The following is a 20,537-nucleotide window of genomic DNA, read 5'->3' as shown; positions in this document are numbered from 1 at the left end:
GAATTACGTTTTGAACCTTTAAAGGAAGCGCTATGTCCGCCACACCTCATGCTAGTTCATATTATGCTGCATCGGCTAATGATAAAGTCGAACGTCCTCGCTTAGAATCTACAATTGAAACAGATGTTTGTGTTATTGGCGCGGGCTATACAGGGTTGTCTTCTGCGTTACATTTATTAGAAAGCGGCATGAAAGTTGTGGTGCTTGAAGCGGCCAGAATTGGCTGGGGAGCATCTGGTCGAAACGGCGGTCAAATTGTCAATTCTTTTAGTCGTGACATTGATTCTATCGAAGGCGTTGTCGGCAAAGAACAAGCTAAACTTTTTGGTCAAATGGCGTTCGAAGGTGGTCAGATTATTCGTGACCGTATTGCCAAATACAACATTGATTGCGACTTAAAAGATGGTGGTGTTTTTGCCGCCATGAACGCCAAGCAAATGGGCCATTTACAGAGTCAAAAATCATTATGGGAAGCTCATGGTCATAACAATCAATTAGAGTTACTCGACCAGGATGGCATTCGCAAAGTGGTTAATACCGATTTATATGTCGGTGGTTTACTCGATAAAAGCGGTGGCCATATTCATCCTCTCAACCTTGCATTAGGTGAAGCCCGTGCGGTGGAATCATTAGGTGGATTGATTTTTGAAGATTCAGCTGTCATTAAAGTGGACGATGGCGCATCACCGGTTGTGCACACAGCACAAGGCCAAGTTAAATGTAAATTTGTAGTGGTAGCTGGTAATGCTTACTTAGGTAAATTACTGCCAGAGCTACAAGCTAAATCTATGCCTTGTGGTACTCAAGTGATTACCACTGAACCATTGTCAGATGAAATGGCTGCGAGTTTACTACCGCAAGACTATTGCGTTGAAGACTGTAACTACTTATTAGATTATTACCGTCTTACTGGCGATAAACGCCTTATTTTTGGTGGTGGCGTGGTTTATGGTGCTCGCGATCCAGCCAACGTTGAAGCCTTGATTATGCCTAAACTATTAAAGACTTTCCCGCAGTTAAAAGGGATTAAAGTTGACTATGCTTGGACGGGTAACTTTTTAATGACGTTATCGCGCCTGCCACAAGTGGGCCGTATTGGCGATAATATTTATTACTCACAAGGCTGTAGTGGTCATGGGGTTACCTATACTCATTTAGCCGGTAAGTTAATTGCCGAAATGCTTAATGGCCAAGCCACTCGTTTTGATGCCTTTGCCGCATTGCCGCATTATCCATTCCCTGGCGGGCATGCACTTAGAGTGCCGTTTAGTGCCTTAGGTGCGTGGTATTACACGTTACGTGACAAGTTTGGCATATAACCATCAGTTGATTATCAGCTGGCTGTTAACGATTGATTAATCAATGATTAACTGAGTTTTATTAGAATTTAGTAGGAGCGCATTGTGATTTTAAATGATCCAAGCTTATTGCATGAACAATGTTATATCGATGGCCTATGGGTGGGTGCTAACAGCGGCGAAACGGTTGCTATAGCTAACCCTGCTACCCAAGAAATCATCGGTAATGTGCCTGTTATGGGCAAAGCAGAAACCGAAGCAGCCATTACAGCAGCCAATAATGCCTTACCTGCATGGCGCGCGCTGACTGCAAAAGAGCGTAGCCAGAAGTTACGCCGTTGGTTTGAGCTAATGCATGAAAATGCTGAAGACCTGGCGTTGATGATGACGACCGAGCAAGGTAAACCGCTGGCAGAATCAAGAGGTGAAGTAACCTATGCTGCCTCGTTTATCGAATGGTTTGCCGAAGAAGCTAAGCGTATCTATGGCGATACCATTCCTGGTCATCAAGCTGATAAAAGACTGACGGTGATTAAACAGCCTGTTGGCGTGACAGCGGCGATTACCCCGTGGAATTTTCCGGCCGCGATGATCACCCGTAAAGCCGGGCCTGCACTAGCAGCCGGTTGTACTATGGTGGTCAAGCCTGCGCCGCAAACTCCATTTACCGCATTAGCATTAGCTGAGCTTGCACATCGTGCGGGCATTCCTGCTGGTGTGTTTAGTGTTATCACTGGTGATGCGATTGCGATTGGTAATGCCTTATGTGAAAGCCCTATTGTGCGTAAATTATCATTTACCGGCTCAACTGCGGTAGGGATTAAGTTAATGGAGCAATGTGCTCCAACACTTAAAAAACTGTCATTGGAGCTAGGTGGTAATGCACCGTTTATCGTTTTTAATGATGCCAATATTGATGCCGCAGTTGATGGCGCAATGATTGCTAAATACCGTAATGCCGGTCAAACCTGTGTGTGTGCCAACCGTATTTATGTCCAAGCAGGAGTGTATGAGCAATTCACCCAAAAGTTTGCTGCCGCAGTGGCTAAATTAAGCGTCGGTAATGGTGTGGATACTGGGGTGAATATCGGCCCGTTAATCAATGCTGATGCAGTGACTAAAGTACAGCGTCATTTAGCCGATGCTGTTGCTAAAGGCGCAAGTATCGTCACTGGCGGTAAAACACATAGCTTAGGTGGCTTTTTCTTTGAACCTACTATTTTACGTGACGTTGATAAATCGATGTTAGTTGCCAAAGAAGAGACTTTTGGCCCATTAGCACCGCTATTCAAATTCGACTCAGTAGATGATGTGATTAAACAAGCTAATGACACTGAATTTGGCTTAGCCGCTTACTTTTATGGCCGTGATATTTCGCTGGTTTACAAAGTAGCAGAAGCACTTGAATACGGTATGGTGGGCGTTAACACCGGATTAATCTCGACCGAAGTAGCGCCATTTGGTGGCATTAAATCGTCTGGATTAGGCCGCGAAGGCTCAAAATTTGGTATCGAAGAATACCTTGAAATGAAATATATCTGCATGTCAGTTTAAGAGAGCGGGCTATGACTAAAACAAATGATGGATTAATGGCTCGTCGCCAAGCGGCAGTGGCTCAAGGTGTAGGGCAAATTCACCCAATTTTTACTGAACGTGCTGAAAACGCCACAGTATGGGATGTTGAAGGTCGTGAATATATCGACTTTGCCGGTGGTATTGCGGTACTCAATACTGGTCATTTACACCCTAAAGTTAAAGCGGCAGTGGCAGCGCAGTTAGATGCATTTTCTCATACATGTTTTATGGTGTTGGGTTACGAAAGTTACATTGCGGTATGTGAAAAACTTAACCATTTGGTACCGGGTGATTTTGCTAAAAAAACCGCCTTATTTACCAGTGGTTCTGAGGCGGTAGAAAATGCAGTAAAAGTAGCTCGTGCTTATACCAAGCGTGCTGGAGTGATTGCATTTACCTCTGGCTATCATGGTCGAACCATCGCTGCGTTAGCATTAACTGGCAAAGTAGCACCGTACAGTAAAGGCATGGGCTTAATGTCTGCCAACGTGTTCCGAGCTGAATTTCCGTGTGAAATGCATGGCGTGTCTGAAGATGATGCTATGGCATCAATTGAACGTATTTTTAAGAATGATGCTGAGCCTGCCGATATTGCCGCAATTATTTTAGAGCCGGTACAAGGTGAGGGTGGCTTTTACGCGGTTACGCCATCATTTATGAAGCGCTTACGTGAATTGTGCGACAACCATGGCATCGTGTTAATTGCGGACGAAGTACAAACCGGCGCTGGTCGTACAGGTACTTTTTTTGCGATGGAGCAAATGGGTGTAGCCGCTGACATTACTACCTTTGCCAAGTCTATAGCCGGTGGTTTTCCACTGTCGGGTATTACCGGTAAAGCAGAAGTCATGGATGCAGTAACCGCAGGTGGTTTAGGTGGCACTTATGGTGGCAGCCCGATTGCTTGTGCTGCTGCGTTAGCGGTTATTGAAGTGTTTGAAGAAGAGCAGTTATTAACTCGCGCTAATGAAGTCGGTAATCGGCTTAAATCGGCATTAACGGATATGCAGGCTAAGTATTCGCAAATTGCTGATGTACGTGGATTGGGTGCAATGATCGCCATAGAGTTAATGGAAGATGGTGAACCTGCTCCGCAGTACAGCGGTAAGATTTTAACTGAAGCACGTAACCGCGGACTGATTTTATTGTCTTGTGGCACCTACGGCAACGTGATTAGAGTGCTGGTGCCATTAACTGCGCCAGATGCACAAATTGATACTGGTCTTGCGATTATGGATTTGACATTTCAGGCAGTGTTTAAATAACGGCTCTTTTTGTCAAAATAATCAATAAAATCCCGTTTTTACGGGATTTTTTATATCTCACTCATACTTAATCTTTAAAGCTGACTACACTTTATTGTATCTGAAAATTAATACTAAAGCGGGAGCTCAATTGAATGAAGGCATTATCCATTAAGTCAAAGTTGTTATGGATCACCTCGGCGTTATTTGTTGCCACAGTAATTACACTCTCTTTAAGTTTATGGCTAGGGTTAAAAGATAAGAATAGCAGCTTGGCTGCAGAGGTTGAGGTTGCGTTACAACAAGAAATTAATGACAAACTCTCAGCAAGAGCGGGTGAGTATGGTGAGCGTATTGCTGGATTTATCAATGAAGCTTATCGGGTTCCCTTTTCGTTTGCAGGCTTACTGGAACAAACCTCAAAAAAAGATCCTTTAAGTCGTGAGCGGGTGGAGTTATCGCTTGCGGCAATATTGCAGAAAAATAACATCATATCATCGATGTATGCGCAATTTGAACCTAATGGCTATGATGGTCTTGATGACAGTTATCTTCAAGGTGAAAGCCACAGTGTACCGAATGCGGGCACATTAGAAATTTACTACACCCGCAATGATGACGGCACAGTAGAGCAGAATCAAGTTGATGAGGCGGCTGAAAAATACGTTACCACGTTAAATGAGTTTGGCGTTCGCGAGGCTGAGTGGTATTTGTGTGCCAAAGACAGTAAAAAGTCGTGCTTAATGGAACCATATTTGTACGAGATCACTCCTGGTAATACCGCATTAATGACCTCGTTAACCGTGCCCGTTATCGTCGACAATCAATTTAGAGGTTTAGTTGGCGTTGATATTAACTTGCCGATATTCCAAACCATGATCATGCAATTATCTAAAAGTTTATATGGTGGGCAAGCCAAGGTTACCTTGGTGAGCCAGAAAGGTTTTGTGGTAGCAGCTAGCCATTATAAAAAATTTGCGCGACCTTTTAGCGAATCTGTAGGGCCAGAGTTAGCCAAAAAATTGTTAGCTTTAGACCGTTCTTCGGGATTTGTGAATGAACCGACCAGTATTGCCGTGGCATATCCAATTAATATCCCTATTGCTGATGCCACTTGGTCCTTGATTATTGAAGTGCCGAAAACCCAAGCGTTTATGGCGGTTGATAATATGAATACCGCCATGAATGACATGGCGATGTCTCTGGGCAGCTTGCTATTAACCATCGGTATTATTGTCACGGTTATTGCGGTGCTTATTATCAGTTTGGTTATTCGTAGCATTATTGCACCGCTTAATATGATCCAAGCTCGCGTTGAAAACCTTGCCAGCGCTGAAGGCGATTTAACTCAAGCGATAGAAGTCGATGCCCATGCGGAATTGATTGCACTAGGCAGCGGTATTAATGCCTTTATTGCTAAATTACGGCATCTCATTTCTGAGCTTAAAATTCTTGCCGACCGTTCACAGCAAGAAAGCATAAAATCGGCAGACATTGCTAAGCACACACGCGAAAGTGTTAATCGCCAATATGGTGAAATTGAAAGTGTGGTAACAGCAGTTAATCAAATGAGCGCCACCGCGCTTGAAGTGGCTAAAGCCTCTGAGCAAACGGCAATGGAAACCGAGTCAATGACGGTCAATGTGAAAGACGGTCAGTCGCGGTTAACTCAAGCGATGGTATTTGTTGAGGGAGTCTCGGGTGATTCAGCACAAGCTCAACAAGCGGTAGGTATGGTGTCGCAAAGCAGCGCCAATATTAGCCGCATTTTAGAGGTGATTAGCGCCATTGCTGAGCAAACTAACCTGTTAGCGTTAAACGCAGCTATTGAAGCTGCCAGAGCGGGAGAGCAAGGTCGAGGTTTTGCTGTTGTTGCCGATGAGGTGAGAACGCTAGCGTCTCGAACTCAAACGTCGACTAATGAAATTAGTACCTTGATTGAGTCGTTACAAAAAGAAGTTAAAAATGCCTCGAGCATTATTGATAAAGGCGCCCAAGGTGCTCAAAAAGCGGTTGAGCAAACTCAGCTAGCATTACAATCACTGAATGCCATCGTTGAACAAATTAACCAAGTGTCAGGCCAAGTGACCCACATTGCGACAGCAGCGGAAGAGCAGAGCGCTGTAACCGAAGAAGTAAATCGTAATATTACGGGTATTTCAGACTCAGCTGCTGAGTTATCACAGTTGGCTGACAGTGCTCAGCAGAGCAGTGACAGCTTAGCTGATTTAGTTCAACAGCAGCATCAACAATTGGGACGATTACGAACCTAACTCTGTTTTAGCTTAGCGCGAACAGTTTGAAAGGTGGCTTATAAGCCACCTTTTCTATTATTATCCCTGCTTAGATTGTTACCACTAAGATATTATGGCTGAATTTATTGCTCCACCCTGCGATGGCAACATTGAGGTTTTATACCTAGATGAACATTTGTTGTTGATTAATAAACCGACGGGATTATTAAGTCTTTCGGGGAAGAATCCATTGAATAAGGATTCGGTACACCATCGTTTAGTGCAAGACTACCCAACGGCTACGTTAGTACACCGTCTCGATTTCGGCACGTCGGGCATTATGTTGGTAGCGCTAAACAAAGTGATTAATGGTTTATTGACTAAACAATTTCAGCTACGAACTGTCTCAAAAACCTATACCGCAGTGTTATACGGTGATTTAGTTGAGCAACATGGTGATATTGAATTGCCGATCGCCAAAGATAGCGATAACTTCCCGTTAATGAAAATTTGCCAACAAACTGGCAAGCCAGCGCACAGTCAATATCAAGTGATTGAACGGCATCAACAGAGGTTATTAACGCGGGTGACCTTTACCCCTATTACAGGCCGAACTCATCAGCTACGCATACACAGCCTGCAAATAGGCCATCCTATTTTAGGTTGTGACTTATACCGCAATGAGTATTCGCAAGCAATGTCGGACCGATTAATGCTGCATGCCACTTCATTATCGTTCACCCATCCTGTCACAGAACAACGAATTGATTTTGTTTGCCCAAGCCCATTTTAATCATTTCTATCAATAAACTAATGTTAGCATGGTGAAAACTGATGCATAATCAATCTATTATTTATTATTACACAGGTTAATCAGCATGGTAATTTCATGGTTAGATTCGCTGGCTTTAATTGTATTTTTGGTCAGTTGGGTAGGATATACCAGTTTTGCCCGTCGCAAAGCTAAAACGACTAACTGTATCGCGCGAGTCATGCATCAACAGCGAATTCATTGGATGTCACAGGTGATAGCCAAAGAGATACGTGTAGCCGAAGCGGCATTATTGGCTAATTTAGAACGCAATATTGCGTTTTTTGCTTCAACAACTTTACTGATCCTGGCAGGTGTGTTGACGTTATTTTCGCAGGTTGAAAAGCTTGAAATCGTGATCGGTTCTATTCCCTTTACCTCATCCCCTAATCACGCTTTAGTACAGGTTAAACTGGCACTTTTAGCCGGGATTTTTGTGCTCGCATTCTTTCAATTTACTTGGTCCATGCGTCAATATGGCTTTGTGAATATTATGATTGGCGCCGCGCCATTAGATAAAACCGGTAGCGATAAAAATGCCTTGGGCTATGCAAGGCAGATGGCTGTAGTGCAAGACCAAGCGGCACATTCATATAACTATGGCTTACGTTCTTATTACTACTCTATGGCAGCGTTGTGCTGGTTTATGCATCCTGGGATGTTTATTTTAGCCAGTTTATTTGTAGTATATACCTTGTACCAACGTGAATTTAATTCTAAAGCCGTGGTTGCCATCACCGCTGCGCAGGCCTATTTAGAAAAGAACCCGGCCTATATTGGTCGAGATTAACCACCAAAGAGCATGACTAAATGCAAGATAACTTGAGTGAGTTAATGTGTTCAAATTATATATAAAGTGATTCATTGGCATTGCATCGTTACGACATAATGTTAACCAGTAATCTATACCATTAGAGTTATCAATTTTTTGTGATTTATATTTATTAAACATTTGTTGGGTGGGTTTTAAGCTGTTAAAAATATTTAAGTTTGTAATTGCAGGATAGAAGTCGATATTGATTTTTGATGACATCAACATGAAAGAGTAAAAACTAAAATGCTGAAGTAGGTATTAATCTACAGTTGTTTATCTGATATGTATGGCTCTTGTGAATTTTAGGCACAAAAAAAGACGCCAAAGAGCGTCTTGATTCGTTGAATTGGTGGCCCCTCCCAGACTCGAACTGGGGACCTGACGATTATGAGTCGTATGCTCTAACCAACTGAGCTAAGGGGCCGACTTAAGATAGTCGTCACTATCGAAAGCGGGGAAAGTATACGAAGTTTGTTGGCACTTGTCACCCGTGTTTTTAATTGTATTTACTTATCTTGTTTCAATTGGTTATCTGTTAAGCAATTATTGGGTTTTTGGACATAAAAAAACCTGCCGAAGCAGGTTTTTATAATATTTTTTCAGTAAGCTTACTCGTCTAAGAACGACTTTAAGATTTCTGAGCGAGAAGGGTGACGTAATTTACGTAACGCTTTGGCTTCAATTTGACGAATACGTTCACGTGTTACATCAAATTGCTTACCCACTTCTTCTAACGTGTGGTCAGTATTCATGTCGATACCAAAACGCATACGCAGTACTTTTGCTTCGCGGGCTGTTAAGCCAGCTAAGACTTCGTGTGTGGCGTTCTTTAGACTTTCGCTAGTAGCTGAGTCAAGTGGTAGCTCGAGGGTAGTATCCTCGATAAAATCACCTAAATGCGAATCTTCATCGTCACCGATTGGGGTTTCCATGGAGATTGGCTCTTTAGCGATTTTAAGTACCTTACGAATTTTATCTTCAGGCATCATCATACGTTCTGCTAATTCTTCAGGAGACGGCTCACGGCCCATTTCTTGAAGCATTTGACGAGAAATACGGTTCAACTTGTTAATCGTTTCGATCATGTGTACTGGAATACGGATCGTACGTGCTTGGTCGGCGATTGAACGAGTGATTGCCTGACGGATCCACCACGTTGCATAAGTCGAGAACTTGTAACCACGGCGGTATTCAAACTTATCTACTGCTTTCATCAAGCCAATGTTACCTTCTTGGATTAAATCCAAGAACTGTAAACCACGGTTGGTGTACTTTTTGGCAATAGAAATAACCAAACGTAAGTTAGCTTCAACCATTTCTTTTTTCGCACGACGAGCTTTCGCTTCACCGATAGACATACGACGGTTAATGTCTTTAATACCTGCGATGGTTAAATCTGTTTCAACTTCAATAGCACCAAGTTTGGTCACACAACGCGTTACGTCATCGGTGATCATACGCAAACCTTCAGCGTAAGGCTTAGTGCTTTCTTTTTCTTTGTTAAACCAATCTAAGTTTGTTTCGTTGCCAGTGAAAGCCTTAATAAAGTTTTTCTTTGGCATCTTAGCGTGTTCAACACAAAGCTTAATGACAAGACGTTCTTGAATTCGTACGCGGTCCATCATGTTGCGCATGCTTTTCACTAAACGGTCAAACTGTTTAGGTACTAAACGGAATTCTTTGAATAATTCGCCAATAACAAATAATGAGCCAATCGCTTCAGGGTGATCACGGCCTTTTTCGGCAATAATTCCTAAACTTTTTTCGTAGGCTTCTCTGAGTTGAGTGAATTTTTCTTTGGCTTCTTCAGGATCTGGTCCTTTGTTGCCTTCTTCCTCTTCCTCATCGTCATCATCGTCGTCATCATCGTCATCATCGTTTTTAGAGTCTGCTAATTCTGAACCAACGTTGGTGGCTGTTGGTGCGACGTCATCGTCGTCAGGATTGATAAATCCAGAGATAATATCAGACAAGCGCAATTCTTCAGCTTCATACTTATCGAATTGCTCTAAGATCATTGCGATCGCTTGAGGGTATTCACTGACAGAACTCTGTACAGTGTTGATACCTTCTTCGATACGTTTAGCAATAACAATTTCGCCTTCGCGAGTAAGTAGCTCTACCGTGCCCATTTCGCGCATATACATGCGGACAGGGTCTGTGGTTCGGCCTAACTCACTTTCTACGGTTGCGAGAGCTGCCGCTGCTTCTTCTGCAGCATCTTCGTCTGTGTTGTCTTCCGACATCATCATGTCATCGGCATCTGGCGCTTCTTCAAAAACGCGGATACCCATGTCATTTATCATCTGGATAATATCTTCAATCTGATCGGAATCGACCATGTCTGCAGGTAAGTGGTCGTTCACTTCTGCATAGGTTAAGTAACCTTGCTCTTTACCTTTAGCGAGCAACAGTTTGAGTTGCGACTGCGGAGTGTGATCCATAGATATCATCCAATTTTGGGTAACTGATAAAACGATAGGCCAGTTAGCTGTGCTAAGTGGCGCGCAAATCGTCAATTATAGCTGTGTGGACTAACCTTAGCTAGTCCATGGCAATGTTTGTACGCATATTCTTCACGAATAAATTGCGTATTACTTCGCTATGCCTTTCATTATAGAAATCAGCTTTGTTAGCTGCATTTTTTCAACTTTCGTTAAAGCCTGTTTTAGGCTTAATTCCTGATATCGTTGTTCAATATATTGGTTGTTTAACCAAATCAGGGTTTGCTTAAACTCTGGCAATACGTTTTCATCCGCCACTTGATGTTCCCATTGGGCTAGCTTTATTAGAGTGCTCTTTTGATTATGCTCTCTATGCATTTCAAGTAGTTGTGCGCTGTTTAACGTTTGCTCTCGAGTTATATCTAACAAATGATTGAGCAATTCTATGCCGGTCATCTGTAATCGATCTAGTGCAGGCTGTTTTGCCAAACCAAAGCCTAAACTTGGGTTTTGGACCAGTAGGGCAATGGCCAATCTTAATGGCGTACCACGACCTTGTAAGCCTTTCGCATTTAATGGTTTTGGCTGTTTTACAGTAAAACCTAATTTTTTCTTTAAATCTTCGCTACTGTTCATGCCTAATTTGTGTGCTAAATTTTCTAACAGTAAATTCTGTAGGACGGTATCTTGTACCTTTTCGATTAGCGCAATGGCTTGCTTGGCTAATGCCCCTTTATCGGTACCGTGGTTAGCACTTAATGTGTCAAACAAAAACTCGGGCAGTAACATGGCTTTTTGCATTAATGCTTCGAATGCTTCTTTGCCAATTTTGCGGACCATAGTGTCAGGGTCTTCACCTTGCGGTAGAAACATAAACTTGACTTGGTCACCCGGTTTTAACAGTGGTAGCGCTGTTTCTAGTGCACGCCAAGCTGCTTCGCGGCCTGCGCGGTCACCGTCATAACAACAGACCACTTGTTTTGCACTACGCACTAAAAGCTGAAATTGTTCAGCTGTAGTCGATGTACCTAACGATGCAACCGCATAATCAATCCCAAATTGGGCGAGTGCGACGACATCCATATACCCTTCAACAATTAACACATGTTGTGGGTCACGGTGTTTTTGCTTTAGCTCATATAAACCATAAAGCTCATTACCCTTATGAAATATGGGCGTTTCTGGAGAATTCAAGTACTTTGGGGTGCCGTCACCCAAAACTCTTCCTCCAAATCCAACCACACGACCACGACGATCGCGTATTGGGAACATTAATCTGTCGCGAAAACGGTCATAGCGTTTACCGCTATCATTGGCAATTAACATGCCTGCGGTTAGTAATTTATCTTGGGCGGGCAAATTTTGCCTGTAACGACCCAGTAAACCATCCCAACCATCGGGTGCAAACCCAATGCCGAACTTCTCAACAACGTCACTCGATAATCCGCGAAATTCAAGATAATCGACAACTTTTTGTTTGTCTGTATGCTGCCTAAGTTGGCTTTGATAGAAGAGGTTAGCTTCTTCCATCAGTTCGTATAAGTCTCGACTTAATCCTTGATCTGGCCTTTTCCCTGTGCCTTGCTCTCGTGGTACGGCAAGACCAAGTTGACCTGCAAGTTCTTCAATGGCATCAACAAATTCTAGGCGATCATATTCCATGACAAAATCAATAGCATTGCCATGGGCACCGCAACCAAAACAGTGGTAAAACTGTTTGTCTCTGCTGACGGTAAAAGAGGGTGATTTTTCGCTATGAAAAGGACAACAAGCCGAATGGTTCTTACCGGCTTTTTTCAACGGCACTTTACGGTCAATGAGATCGACTATGTCTATTCGAGCTATTAGCTCATTGATAAAATCACGAGGTATCGCCATTGATTGCTGTTGTTCTCGAATTTACTTTATCAACTGATGTAAACAAACAAGCCGTGCAAGTGCACGGCTTATTCAACATTAAAAATTGATTACTTCAATTTAGCGCGGATCATTGTACCAATGGCACTCATATCTGCACGGCCTTGAACTTTAGTTTTTAATGCTCCCATTACTTTACCCATATCCGCCATGGATGCAGCACCAACATCAATAATAGTAGCATCGATAATCGCTGCTACTTCATCTTCTGTTAGCGGTGTAGGCAGAAAATTTTCGATAACTCGAATTTCATCTGCTTCTACGGCTGCCAACTCCGGACGATTCGCTGCTTCATATTGAGCAATCGAATCACGGCGTTGTTTAACCATTTTGGTTAATACAGCTATTGTCTGTTCATCAGTCAGAGTTTCGCGGGTATCCACTTCAATCTGTTTGATGGCAGAAAGTGCCATACGAATTGTTCCTAAGCGCACTTTATCTTTAGCGCGCATGGCATCTTTCATGTGGTCTTTTAGCTGATCGGTTAAGTTCATAATGAGATTAATATAAACGTACGCGACGTGCGTTTTCGCGAGAAAGCTTCTTAGCTAGACGCTTAACTGCAGCTGCTTTTGCACGCTTACGGGCAGTAGTTGGCTTCTCGTAAAATTCACGAGCACGCACGTCAGCTAAAATACCAGCTTTTTCACAAGAGCGCTTGAAACGACGAAGAGCTACGTCGAATGGTTCGTTTTCACGTACTTTAATAATTGGCATACGCCATCACCCCTTAGGTGTAGTTATGTTGGATGATTAAATCGACTAAACATTTTTAGTGACTTCACTCAAACCAAAGGCTATTTAAAATGGTGCGGAATTTTACACCGAGCGGCGACCATTTGTAAACCCCTGATTGATTTTCTCTTCGGGGAAATAGCCCACTGTTTCATTTTTTTAAATTTAATAAAAAACTAGCCGCTATATACCTCATCGCTTAAGTAACAAACTACTGTGCTAATGAGCCAGTCTCATTCAAGAAAACGCAAGGGCAGTATTATGATTACTCCTTGATATGTATATTTTAAATGCATAGTAACTGATTAGAATCTATCTTTAATTCGTGTTTGGCAGATTCAAGCTCTTGAATTGATTACTTACTTATATGGATAGGTATTTAATCGTTAAACATTGGAGTATTTTCGCTGAGACGGGTAGAATTGGCGGCCTTATTTTTAATGAAGACGAGAGATTATGCGGGTTATTGGTATTGAGACATCCTGTGACGAGACTGGAGTAGCAGTATATGACGATAAGTTAGGCTTATTGTCGCATGTGCTATATAGCCAAGTTAAATTGCACGCCGATTACGGTGGTGTTGTGCCTGAGCTTGCCTCTCGTGATCATGTTCGCAAAATTGTGCCATTGATTAAGCAGGCTTTATCAGAAGCTAATTCAAGCCTAAATGATATCGATGGTGTCGCGTATACCAAAGGCCCTGGGCTAATTGGTGCATTGCTTGTTGGTGCTTGCGTGGGACGTTCCTTAGCGTATGCATGGAATAAACCGGCAATCGGTGTGCATCATATGGAAGGGCATTTATTGGCACCCATGCTGGAAGAAAATGCGCCTGAATTTCCTTTTTTAGCCTTGTTAGTGTCTGGCGGCCATTCAATGTTAGTGCAAGTTGAAGGCATTGGACGATATCAAGTGTTAGGTGAGTCTGTTGATGATGCTGCTGGCGAAGCTTTTGATAAGACCGCCAAGCTGATGGGCTTAGATTATCCTGGTGGCCCTCGTTTAGCCAAATTAGCCCAAAAAGGCGTGCCTGCAGGATATAAATTTCCTCGGCCAATGACAGATAGACCAGGATTAGACTTTAGTTTTTCAGGATTGAAAACATTTACGGCAAATACTATCGCTGCAGAACCCAATGATGATCAAACTCGTGCCAATATTGCCCGTGCATTTGAAGAAGCTGTTGTTGATACTCTTGCGATAAAATGCAAACGAGCCTTAAAGCAAACTGGTTACACACGTTTGGTGATTGCCGGTGGTGTAAGCGCTAATACCCGTTTACGTGAGTCTTTGGCTGAGATGATGACCAAGTTAGGTGGTCAAGTGTATTATCCTCGCGGAGAGTTTTGTACCGACAATGGTGCCATGATTGCTTATGCTGGTTTACAACGTTTACGTGCAGGGCATATTGAGGGGCTAGAGGTTAAAGGTCAGCCTAGATGGCCTTTGGATACGTTGCCCGCAGTAGATTAATTGATGAGTTAGCGTGTTTGAGTTGGCTTGATTGCTTTAAGTGATTACTTACTTTCAAGCAGCCAAGAAAACCTAATACTATTTGGTATTGGGTTTTTTTATGGTTTTTTTCCGTGTGACTTTACTTTCTTCGCCATGGCGCAAACGGCCAATATTGTCTTTGTGGCGGATTAAAATAAGGGTTGATAGCATCGCAACAGGAAGAATAAAACGTTCGTCTAACCACCAAGTAAAAAAGGGCGCTAAGGTTGCAGTTGCCATAGCGGCTACAGAGGAATAACGCGTTAATAGTAAAAATACAATCCAAGTGAGGATGAGGCATAGTGCTAAATCACCTCCAATGGGGGCCATTGCACCAAAGGCTGTAGCAACACCTTTTCCGCCTTTAAAGCCAAAAAATATTGGGAATATATGCCCTAGGCAGGCGCTGACAGCGATAAAACCTAATGATGCTGCATCAAGCCCCATTTTATAGCCCAAATAAGAAGGCAGGGCGCCTTTGAGCATGTCAAAAAATAACACAAGAGCTGCAGAACTGACTCCACCAATGCGTAGCACATTAGTGGCACCGGGATTGCCGGAGCCGTTGGTTCTTGGATCAGGTAAACCTCTTAATTTACAGACCAGTACGGCACTTGAGATCGAACCCGCTAGGTAGGCGGCAATGATCATCAAAATGGTGACTGTAACGGCGTTCAAATTGGTTTCCTTACTCTTCTTAGGGTATCATCGCGCATTCATTTGTGAGACAAGTCATTTTCAGTATCCACTGAAGCTGTCTTCGCGTTAACATTAACCATTTTGTTGATGTTAATTGAACAACAACGCCTATCCTACTGTTTTAATTCATTAGGAAGAAGCTTAAATGTGTTTATTAGGCATATAATCGGTAATAAAGTTTGATTAAGATGAATTTGACGTCTTTTTACATCGATTAAGGTAGGGATTTTTATGGATAAAGTACTCATCCGCCAGTTAGCGATAGAGACCATTATTGGTATCTATGAGTGGGAAAAAAAACTTCATCAAACATTGCTTATCGATTTAGATATGGCCTGGGATAATCGTCTTGCGGCCGCCAGTGATAGTTACGAAAATGCATTGTGTTATGAAACGGTATCAAATCGTTTAACGGCTTTAATTACTGAGAATCCGATTGAATTGATTGAAACGGTCGCTGAAATGATTGCGCATTGTTTGCAAGACGAATTTAATGTGCCTTGGGTTAAAGTGGTTGTGATGAAACCAGGTGCAATACCTCATGCTGTTTCTGTCGGTGTCGAGATCGAACGCGGTAGCATTTAACTGTTATTTTTTTACTGTTTAGCATTAGGTCAGTCAATGGCACGTATTTACATAAGTTTGGGCACTAATATTTCACCAGAGAAACATCTTAAAGCCGGTTTGGTTGATTTACAGCAATGTTTTGGCCCATTACAATTATCACGGGTTTTTGAGAGTGAATCGGTAGGGTTTAAAGGCACTAATTTTTTAAATATGGTGGCCGCGGCTGATACCGATTTATCAATTGCACAGGTTGTGACGACATTTAAACAAATTGAACAAGACAATGGCCGTATTAGAGGTGAGAAGAAATTCAGCCCAAGGAGCCTTGATATTGATTTGTTGCTGTATGACGATGTTATTTGTGACATTCCCGTAGAATTACCCCGTGGTGAAATTTTGTTTAACGCGTTTGTATTGTGGCCTTTGGCTGAATTAGTCCCTAATTTATCTCATCCGGTGACGTTACAAACCTATCAAACACTTTGGCAGAATTATGACAAACAGTGTCAACAACTGTGGCCTATTGAATTTGAGTTCCCACCAGAACTATTACCTACCAACACGTTATAACCAATTGATAAGTTAATCTCTAACAAGGACAAGTATGGAAACGTTTCAAGTTATTCTGCTGGCATTAATCCAAGGGCTTACGGAGTTTTTGCCTATTTCTAGCTCGGCACATTTAATTTTACCATCACAAATATTAGGTTGGGCAGATCAAGGTTTATCATTTGATGTGGCAGTTAATACAGGCTCTTTATTTGCCGTGGTCATTTATTTTCGTCATGAGATTGTGGTACTGGCTAAAGCCTGGTTCACCAGCTTAGCTAGCAAGCAACAAACTCAAGAAAGTAAACTCGCCTGGTGGATTATTTTAGCGACTATCCCAGCTGTAATTGTAGGATTTACTGCCAAAGACTTTATTGAAACCCATTTCAGAAATACTTTAGTGATAGCGATAACCACGATTGTTTTTGGTTTACTGTTGTGGGCAGCAGATAGAATGTCAAAAGCACAGTTAACTGAATTTCAAATGGGTTGGAAAAAGGCTTTGCTTATCGGCTTAGCGCAGGCAATGGCATTAATACCTGGCACGTCGCGCTCTGGCGCCACGATGACAGCAGCACTGATGTTAGGGCTAACACGTGATGCAGCTGCTCGTTTTTCATTCCTTATGTCTGTTCCTGTGAGCTTTGGTGCTGCGTTACTGGTGACAAAAGACTTGGTTAGCAGTCCTGCCCCTATTGACTACCAAGCACTTGGTTTAGGGATTGTTGTTTCATTCGTTGCTGCGTATTTATGTATCCACTTCTTTTTAAAGTTTATTAGCAAAATAGGCATGACGCCGTTTGTATTATATCGCCTTGCTCTTGGTGCGATATTGCTTGGATTGCTCTATCTTTAAGATAAGCATTTAAGCGACTTTTGTTTGCATAGCGGGTAGGCTTACCATACTAGGTATTTCTACCCGTTTTTGTTTTACCATCTTTCAATTAACTATCAGTGTAATTATGACTTTATCTTTATTATGTCCAGTGTGTTCAGCTCCACTAAATCAACATCAAGCTTCAGCAGGATTTTATTGCGACAACAAACATCATTTTGATAAACACCCTAATGGTTACTGGCCACTGCTGAGCAACGTAAAAGGCAAGAGTAAGCCGCAAGTGGAGTCTCGCCAGCAAATGCGTGGGCGACATTTTTTATTAGAAACAGGTTTGTTTGCACCGTTAATTAAACAACTTCAAGCTGTACTGCTGGACTTATGTGCTTCTAATAGTGACGCAGAATTACAGCATATCGATTACCAATGCGCTGATGGATATTATTTGCGTCAGCTTGTTCCTGCACTAGTTGAAGCAAAGGTATCGTGCCAGCACTGGGGCATTACTGATGCTGAAAACGCAATATTTGCAGCGGCAAAATCTGAAACACCGGCGAACTTATTGTTGTTGGCACTAAAAAAATTGCCCTTTGCCTCGCAATCAGTCGATATCGTGACGGTTCTTGATTCACCGTTAAAGGGGAAAGAATGCATTCGGATTTTAAAAGATGATGGTCGAATTGTATTGTTGCAGCCTGGTATTAGGCATTTATGGCAAATTAAACAACAAGTTTATCCAGACTTAGTCGAAAAACCGTTGCAGTTAAATTTACCTAATGATGTTGAAATTGAGGCCCAGAAACAAGTGGTATTTACTCAATCTGTGACCGGTGAGCAGGCATTAACACTCCTTGATATGTCGGTATTTGGTTGGCGTGCTAATGATCAGTTAAAGCATCAAGTTAAATCGACGGCAATCAGTGAGTTAGAGTTTGATTGGCAGATCATAACGCTCAAAAAACGCTTATAAAAATGTAAAAGCTGATGGAAAGCGATAAGGACGACAATGCGGTGAGAGCGTTAGAGCCTAAGGGCTAGGGCGCTTCGCTGCTAGATGATATACAAGCTAAAATTGGTTGCGAGCGGTGTTCAGCGATGACAAGCGATAAGGACGACAATGCGGTGAGAGTGTTAGAGCCTAAGAGCTAGGGCGCTTCGCGGCTAGATGCTATAAGAGCTGGTGCTAAGATTTCTGTGAGATTGTTTAGAAAGATTAAATGAATGTATAGATTAATAGCGAAAAAGCTGGTGTGGCGAAGCTGTAGGTGTTTAGATTTTTCGCTTGATACCGCTTGATACCGCTTGATACCGCTTGATACCGCTTGATACCGCTTGATACCGCTTGATACCGCTTGATACCGCTTGATACCGCTTGATACCGCTTGATACCGCTTGATACCGCTTGATACCGTTTTGTAAAACTAGCACAAATAATTAAGGCTTGATGTTGAAGTTCTACTGAAAGTAGTTGCATCAACAATCAAGCCCTAATAATCAACCTATGTAAATAAGCTAATTTTTAATAACTATTCTTACTTTTTGTAAGAAGAAGCCATGTTGTCTAAACGGTCGTTAGCACGTTTAGCTTCGGCTTGTGCGTCCATAGAAGCAGCTTTAGCGCCTTTAACATCAGCAGATAGCTTGCTTTGCTCAGACTTTAAAGAACCAACTTGTGCTGATAGTTGATCAACTTTGTTACCTAGGTTTGCTACGCTTTCTTCTAAAGCAGTAGTGTTAGCACAACCACCTAATAAAGCAGTCATCGCAACACCAGCAATCATCAGTACTTTCTTGTTCATGGGTAAATCCCTTAATATATAGGTTGTTAAATAGTGCAACGGCATGTGCCTTTGCAACGGCGTAATTATGTCACAGATTTTTTTATTTGCTATAGGCAAATATAAGAATGTTTATTTAAAATAGCGAAATAAATGAAAATTGCAAGTCTACTGGGCTAAAAGCATCATTAATTGCCGAATTTATATAAATCTTAGTGATTTATTGCTAATTCCCTGTTAAAAATTGCTTTTTTCCGCTTTTTTTCATAAAAGCCTAAATAGGTAATGTCTAATATAGCTATTTACTGTCAATGTATTGTATTTTATAGTGATTAATCGTTTCAACTCGCTTTATCTGAAGTTGGCTTTTAATTTGTGCTCCTTGATAACCCCCTGCAATAATCGATTGCACATCGACGTTACTGGCTAACGCATAGCAATGTTGTAAATATTCGACTTGTGGATAGGGTGCTTGTTCAAATCCAGTTCGCCCTCTTAAGTCACCATGACAACATAATAATAACTCTGTTAAGCGTTGTGGTTTTCGCCAAAAATCACCTTTATCAAATAGTTTGACGATGGTCTCTGCTCTTAGCTCAAACGCATTATGAATATTTTGGTGTTGGTCACTGACTAATAAAGCTAAATCACGGTATTCGTTTGGCACTCTAATTCGTGCGCAAAGCTTTTTAATAACCGGCAAGCCTTTTTGGCCGTGACCATGATGCTTAGGCCACTCTTGTTCTGGGGTTAACGCTTTCCCTAAGTCGTGAACCAGCGCGGCAAAACGTACCGCTTTATTGTCACTTAACAGACTCGTTTGCTCGAGAACCATGAGGGTGTGAATGCCAGTGTCTATTTCAGGATGCCATTTTTCAGGTTGCGGCACCCCAAACAACGCATCAACCTCAGGAAATAATACGATTAATGCTTGGCATTGCTTTAATACATCGAAGAAAACCTGCGGACTTTGGCTACTTAATGCTTTATCACATTCTTGCCATACGCGTTCTGGGGTGAGGTGATCCAATTCACCACTATTAGCTATGTCGGTCATTAACTGTAAGGTTTCAGGTGCAATAGTAAACCCTAAGTGATGAAATCGAGCTGCAAAACGAGCCACACGTAACACGCGTAAAGGATCTTCAGTAAAGGCATCTGACACATGCCGAAGTATTTTAGCGTTAATGTCTGCGATACCGTGGAACGGGTCTGTCAATGTGCCGTGCTCATCTTGTGCGATGGCATTAATGGTTAAATCACGGCGTAATAAGTCTTCGGTGAGGGTGACATCTTTGTTGGCATCACAACTAAAACCTTGATAGCCATAACCGGTTTTCCGTTCTGTTCTGGCTAGTGCGTATTCTTGCTGAGTTTTAGGGTGTAAAAAAACAGGGAAGTCTTTACCGACTTGCTGATAACCCAATGCGAGCATTTCTTCTACGCTGCTGCCAACAACCACATAATCTTTATCAACGACAGTTTGTTTAAGAAGGGTATCGCGTACGGCCCCACCTACTAAATAAATCTTCATGGCGTATCA

Annotated in this window: 19 protein-coding genes and 1 tRNA gene; 11 read left to right on the top strand and 9 right to left on the bottom strand. The window is 42.2% G+C overall.

Annotation, left to right across the window (positions count from 1 at the left end):
* The first annotated feature begins 32 nt into the window (after nt 1–32).
* From EGC86_RS01585 to EGC86_RS01560, 6 genes are all read left to right on the top strand, one after another.
* Nucleotides 33–1,319 (top strand): NAD(P)/FAD-dependent oxidoreductase, encoded by a 1,287-nt coding sequence (locus tag EGC86_RS01585; RefSeq protein ID WP_011638451.1) that lies wholly within the window; start codon nt 33–35, stop codon nt 1,317–1,319.
* An 84-nt stretch (nt 1,320–1,403) separates the two neighbouring features.
* Nucleotides 1,404–2,852, top strand: a complete 1,449-nt coding sequence (gabD, locus tag EGC86_RS01580; RefSeq protein ID WP_123776420.1) for an NADP-dependent succinate-semialdehyde dehydrogenase — start codon at nt 1,404–1,406, stop codon at nt 2,850–2,852.
* An 11-nt stretch (nt 2,853–2,863) separates the two neighbouring features.
* A complete protein-coding gene (gene gabT / locus EGC86_RS01575; RefSeq protein ID WP_123776419.1) occupies nt 2,864–4,138 on the top strand; it encodes a 4-aminobutyrate--2-oxoglutarate transaminase in 1,275 nt (424 codons plus the stop codon).
* A 134-nt stretch (nt 4,139–4,272) separates the two neighbouring features.
* Complete coding sequence (locus tag EGC86_RS01570) at nt 4,273–6,390, top strand: methyl-accepting chemotaxis protein (RefSeq protein WP_123776418.1); 2,118 nt, start codon at nt 4,273–4,275, stop codon at nt 6,388–6,390.
* 94 nt (nt 6,391–6,484) lie between these two features.
* Nucleotides 6,485–7,144, top strand: a complete 660-nt coding sequence (locus EGC86_RS01565) for an RluA family pseudouridine synthase (RefSeq protein ID WP_123776417.1) — start codon at nt 6,485–6,487, stop codon at nt 7,142–7,144.
* 85 nt (nt 7,145–7,229) lie between these two features.
* Nucleotides 7,230–7,952 carry a DUF599 domain-containing protein gene (locus EGC86_RS01560; protein ID WP_123776416.1) on the top strand — a complete coding sequence of 241 codons (723 nt, stop codon included), beginning with the start codon at nt 7,230–7,232 and terminating at the stop codon, nt 7,950–7,952.
* A 371-nt stretch (nt 7,953–8,323) separates the two neighbouring features.
* Here the strand turns inward: EGC86_RS01560 and EGC86_RS01555 are convergent.
* The 5 genes from EGC86_RS01555 to rpsU form a co-directional block, all read right to left on the bottom strand.
* Nucleotides 8,324–8,400: transfer RNA gene (locus EGC86_RS01555), tRNA-Ile, on the bottom strand.
* 184 nt (nt 8,401–8,584) lie between these two features.
* Nucleotides 8,585–10,420: an RNA polymerase sigma factor RpoD gene (gene rpoD, locus EGC86_RS01550; protein ID WP_101088819.1), complete on the bottom strand. Its 1,836-nt coding sequence runs from the start codon at nt 10,418–10,420 to the stop codon at nt 8,585–8,587.
* A 150-nt stretch (nt 10,421–10,570) separates the two neighbouring features.
* Nucleotides 10,571–12,298 (bottom strand): DNA primase, encoded by a 1,728-nt coding sequence (dnaG, locus tag EGC86_RS01545; protein WP_123776415.1) that lies wholly within the window; start codon nt 12,296–12,298, stop codon nt 10,571–10,573.
* Nucleotides 12,299–12,387: 89 nt separating this feature from the next.
* On the bottom strand, nt 12,388–12,831 hold the full coding sequence (locus EGC86_RS01540) for a GatB/YqeY domain-containing protein (RefSeq protein WP_101088821.1): 444 nt from the start codon (nt 12,829–12,831) through the stop codon (nt 12,388–12,390).
* Between the two features lie 7 nt (nt 12,832–12,838).
* Nucleotides 12,839–13,054 carry a 30S ribosomal protein S21 gene (gene rpsU / locus EGC86_RS01535; protein ID WP_006080725.1) on the bottom strand — a complete coding sequence of 72 codons (216 nt, stop codon included), beginning with the start codon at nt 13,052–13,054 and terminating at the stop codon, nt 12,839–12,841.
* Between the two features lie 474 nt (nt 13,055–13,528).
* Between rpsU and tsaD the strand changes: the two genes are divergently transcribed.
* On the top strand, nt 13,529–14,545 hold the full coding sequence (gene tsaD, locus EGC86_RS01530) for a tRNA (adenosine(37)-N6)-threonylcarbamoyltransferase complex transferase subunit TsaD (protein ID WP_011638440.1): 1,017 nt from the start codon (nt 13,529–13,531) through the stop codon (nt 14,543–14,545).
* Nucleotides 14,546–14,623: 78 nt separating this feature from the next.
* Here tsaD and plsY read toward each other — a convergent pair whose 3' ends face one another.
* Nucleotides 14,624–15,217: a glycerol-3-phosphate 1-O-acyltransferase PlsY gene (plsY, locus tag EGC86_RS01525; RefSeq protein WP_425376019.1), complete on the bottom strand. Its 594-nt coding sequence runs from the start codon at nt 15,215–15,217 to the stop codon at nt 14,624–14,626.
* A gap of 279 nt (nt 15,218–15,496) precedes the next feature.
* On the opposite strand from plsY, the gene folB reads away from it, so the two are divergent.
* The 4 genes from folB (at nt 15,497) to EGC86_RS01505 (ending at nt 18,186) form a co-directional block, all read left to right on the top strand.
* Nucleotides 15,497–15,850: a dihydroneopterin aldolase gene (gene folB, locus EGC86_RS01520; RefSeq protein ID WP_011638438.1), complete on the top strand. Its 354-nt coding sequence runs from the start codon at nt 15,497–15,499 to the stop codon at nt 15,848–15,850.
* Between the two features lie 36 nt (nt 15,851–15,886).
* On the top strand, nt 15,887–16,402 hold the full coding sequence (gene folK, locus EGC86_RS01515; protein ID WP_123776413.1) for a 2-amino-4-hydroxy-6-hydroxymethyldihydropteridine diphosphokinase: 516 nt from the start codon (nt 15,887–15,889) through the stop codon (nt 16,400–16,402).
* A gap of 34 nt (nt 16,403–16,436) precedes the next feature.
* Nucleotides 16,437–17,237 (top strand): undecaprenyl-diphosphate phosphatase, encoded by an 801-nt coding sequence (locus EGC86_RS01510; RefSeq protein ID WP_011638436.1) that lies wholly within the window; start codon nt 16,437–16,439, stop codon nt 17,235–17,237.
* A 106-nt stretch (nt 17,238–17,343) separates the two neighbouring features.
* On the top strand, nt 17,344–18,186 hold the full coding sequence (locus EGC86_RS01505) for a putative RNA methyltransferase (RefSeq protein WP_123776412.1): 843 nt from the start codon (nt 17,344–17,346) through the stop codon (nt 18,184–18,186).
* Between the two features lie 243 nt (nt 18,187–18,429).
* Here EGC86_RS01505 and EGC86_RS01500 read toward each other — a convergent pair whose 3' ends face one another.
* From EGC86_RS01500 to EGC86_RS01490, 3 genes are all read right to left on the bottom strand, one after another.
* Nucleotides 18,430–18,690 carry a hypothetical protein gene (locus EGC86_RS01500; protein WP_123776411.1) on the bottom strand — a complete coding sequence of 87 codons (261 nt, stop codon included), beginning with the start codon at nt 18,688–18,690 and terminating at the stop codon, nt 18,430–18,432.
* Nucleotides 18,691–18,748: 58 nt separating this feature from the next.
* On the bottom strand, nt 18,749–19,015 hold the full coding sequence (locus EGC86_RS01495) for an Lpp/OprI family alanine-zipper lipoprotein (protein ID WP_011638433.1): 267 nt from the start codon (nt 19,013–19,015) through the stop codon (nt 18,749–18,751).
* A 277-nt stretch (nt 19,016–19,292) separates the two neighbouring features.
* Entirely contained in the window at nt 19,293–20,528 is a 1,236-nt protein-coding gene (locus EGC86_RS01490) for a multifunctional CCA addition/repair protein (protein WP_123776410.1), read from the bottom strand.
* Nucleotides 20,529–20,537 lie beyond the last annotated feature (9 nt).

The organism is Shewanella frigidimarina (genome assembly GCF_003797125.1).
Taxonomy (GTDB): Bacteria; Pseudomonadota; Gammaproteobacteria; order Enterobacterales; family Shewanellaceae; genus Shewanella; species Shewanella frigidimarina.
Note: the sequence above shows the minus strand (reverse complement) of the source record. Positions and strands in the feature narration are given on the sequence as shown.

What these genes read in the sequence shown, in the direction of transcription:
- EGC86_RS01585 (WP_011638451.1), top strand. Translation starts at nt 33, where the DNA reads ATGTCCGCCACACCTCATGCTAGTTCATATTATGCTGCATCGGCTAAT.
- gabT (WP_123776419.1), top strand. Translation starts at nt 2,864, where the DNA reads ATGACTAAAACAAATGATGGATTAATGGCTCGTCGCCAAGCGGCAGTG.
- EGC86_RS01570 (WP_123776418.1), top strand. Translation starts at nt 4,273, where the DNA reads ATGAAGGCATTATCCATTAAGTCAAAGTTGTTATGGATCACCTCGGCG.
- EGC86_RS01565 (WP_123776417.1), top strand. Translation starts at nt 6,485, where the DNA reads ATGGCTGAATTTATTGCTCCACCCTGCGATGGCAACATTGAGGTTTTA.
- EGC86_RS01560 (WP_123776416.1), top strand. Translation starts at nt 7,230, where the DNA reads ATGGTAATTTCATGGTTAGATTCGCTGGCTTTAATTGTATTTTTGGTC.
- rpoD (WP_101088819.1), bottom strand. Translation starts at nt 10,420, where the DNA reads ATGGATCACACTCCGCAGTCGCAACTCAAACTGTTGCTCGCTAAAGGT.
- dnaG (WP_123776415.1), bottom strand. Translation starts at nt 12,298, where the DNA reads ATGGCGATACCTCGTGATTTTATCAATGAGCTAATAGCTCGAATAGAC.
- EGC86_RS01540 (WP_101088821.1), bottom strand. Translation starts at nt 12,831, where the DNA reads ATGAACTTAACCGATCAGCTAAAAGACCACATGAAAGATGCCATGCGC.
- rpsU (WP_006080725.1), bottom strand. Translation starts at nt 13,054, where the DNA reads ATGCCAATTATTAAAGTACGTGAAAACGAACCATTCGACGTAGCTCTT.
- tsaD (WP_011638440.1), top strand. Translation starts at nt 13,529, where the DNA reads ATGCGGGTTATTGGTATTGAGACATCCTGTGACGAGACTGGAGTAGCA.
- plsY (WP_425376019.1), bottom strand. Translation starts at nt 15,217, where the DNA reads ATGATCATTGCCGCCTACCTAGCGGGTTCGATCTCAAGTGCCGTACTG.
- folB (WP_011638438.1), top strand. Translation starts at nt 15,497, where the DNA reads ATGGATAAAGTACTCATCCGCCAGTTAGCGATAGAGACCATTATTGGT.
- folK (WP_123776413.1), top strand. Translation starts at nt 15,887, where the DNA reads ATGGCACGTATTTACATAAGTTTGGGCACTAATATTTCACCAGAGAAA.
- EGC86_RS01510 (WP_011638436.1), top strand. Translation starts at nt 16,437, where the DNA reads ATGGAAACGTTTCAAGTTATTCTGCTGGCATTAATCCAAGGGCTTACG.
- EGC86_RS01505 (WP_123776412.1), top strand. Translation starts at nt 17,344, where the DNA reads ATGACTTTATCTTTATTATGTCCAGTGTGTTCAGCTCCACTAAATCAA.
- EGC86_RS01500 (WP_123776411.1), bottom strand. Translation starts at nt 18,690, where the DNA reads ATGCAACTACTTTCAGTAGAACTTCAACATCAAGCCTTAATTATTTGT.
- EGC86_RS01495 (WP_011638433.1), bottom strand. Translation starts at nt 19,015, where the DNA reads ATGAACAAGAAAGTACTGATGATTGCTGGTGTTGCGATGACTGCTTTA.
- EGC86_RS01490 (WP_123776410.1), bottom strand. Translation starts at nt 20,528, where the DNA reads ATGAAGATTTATTTAGTAGGTGGGGCCGTACGCGATACCCTTCTTAAA.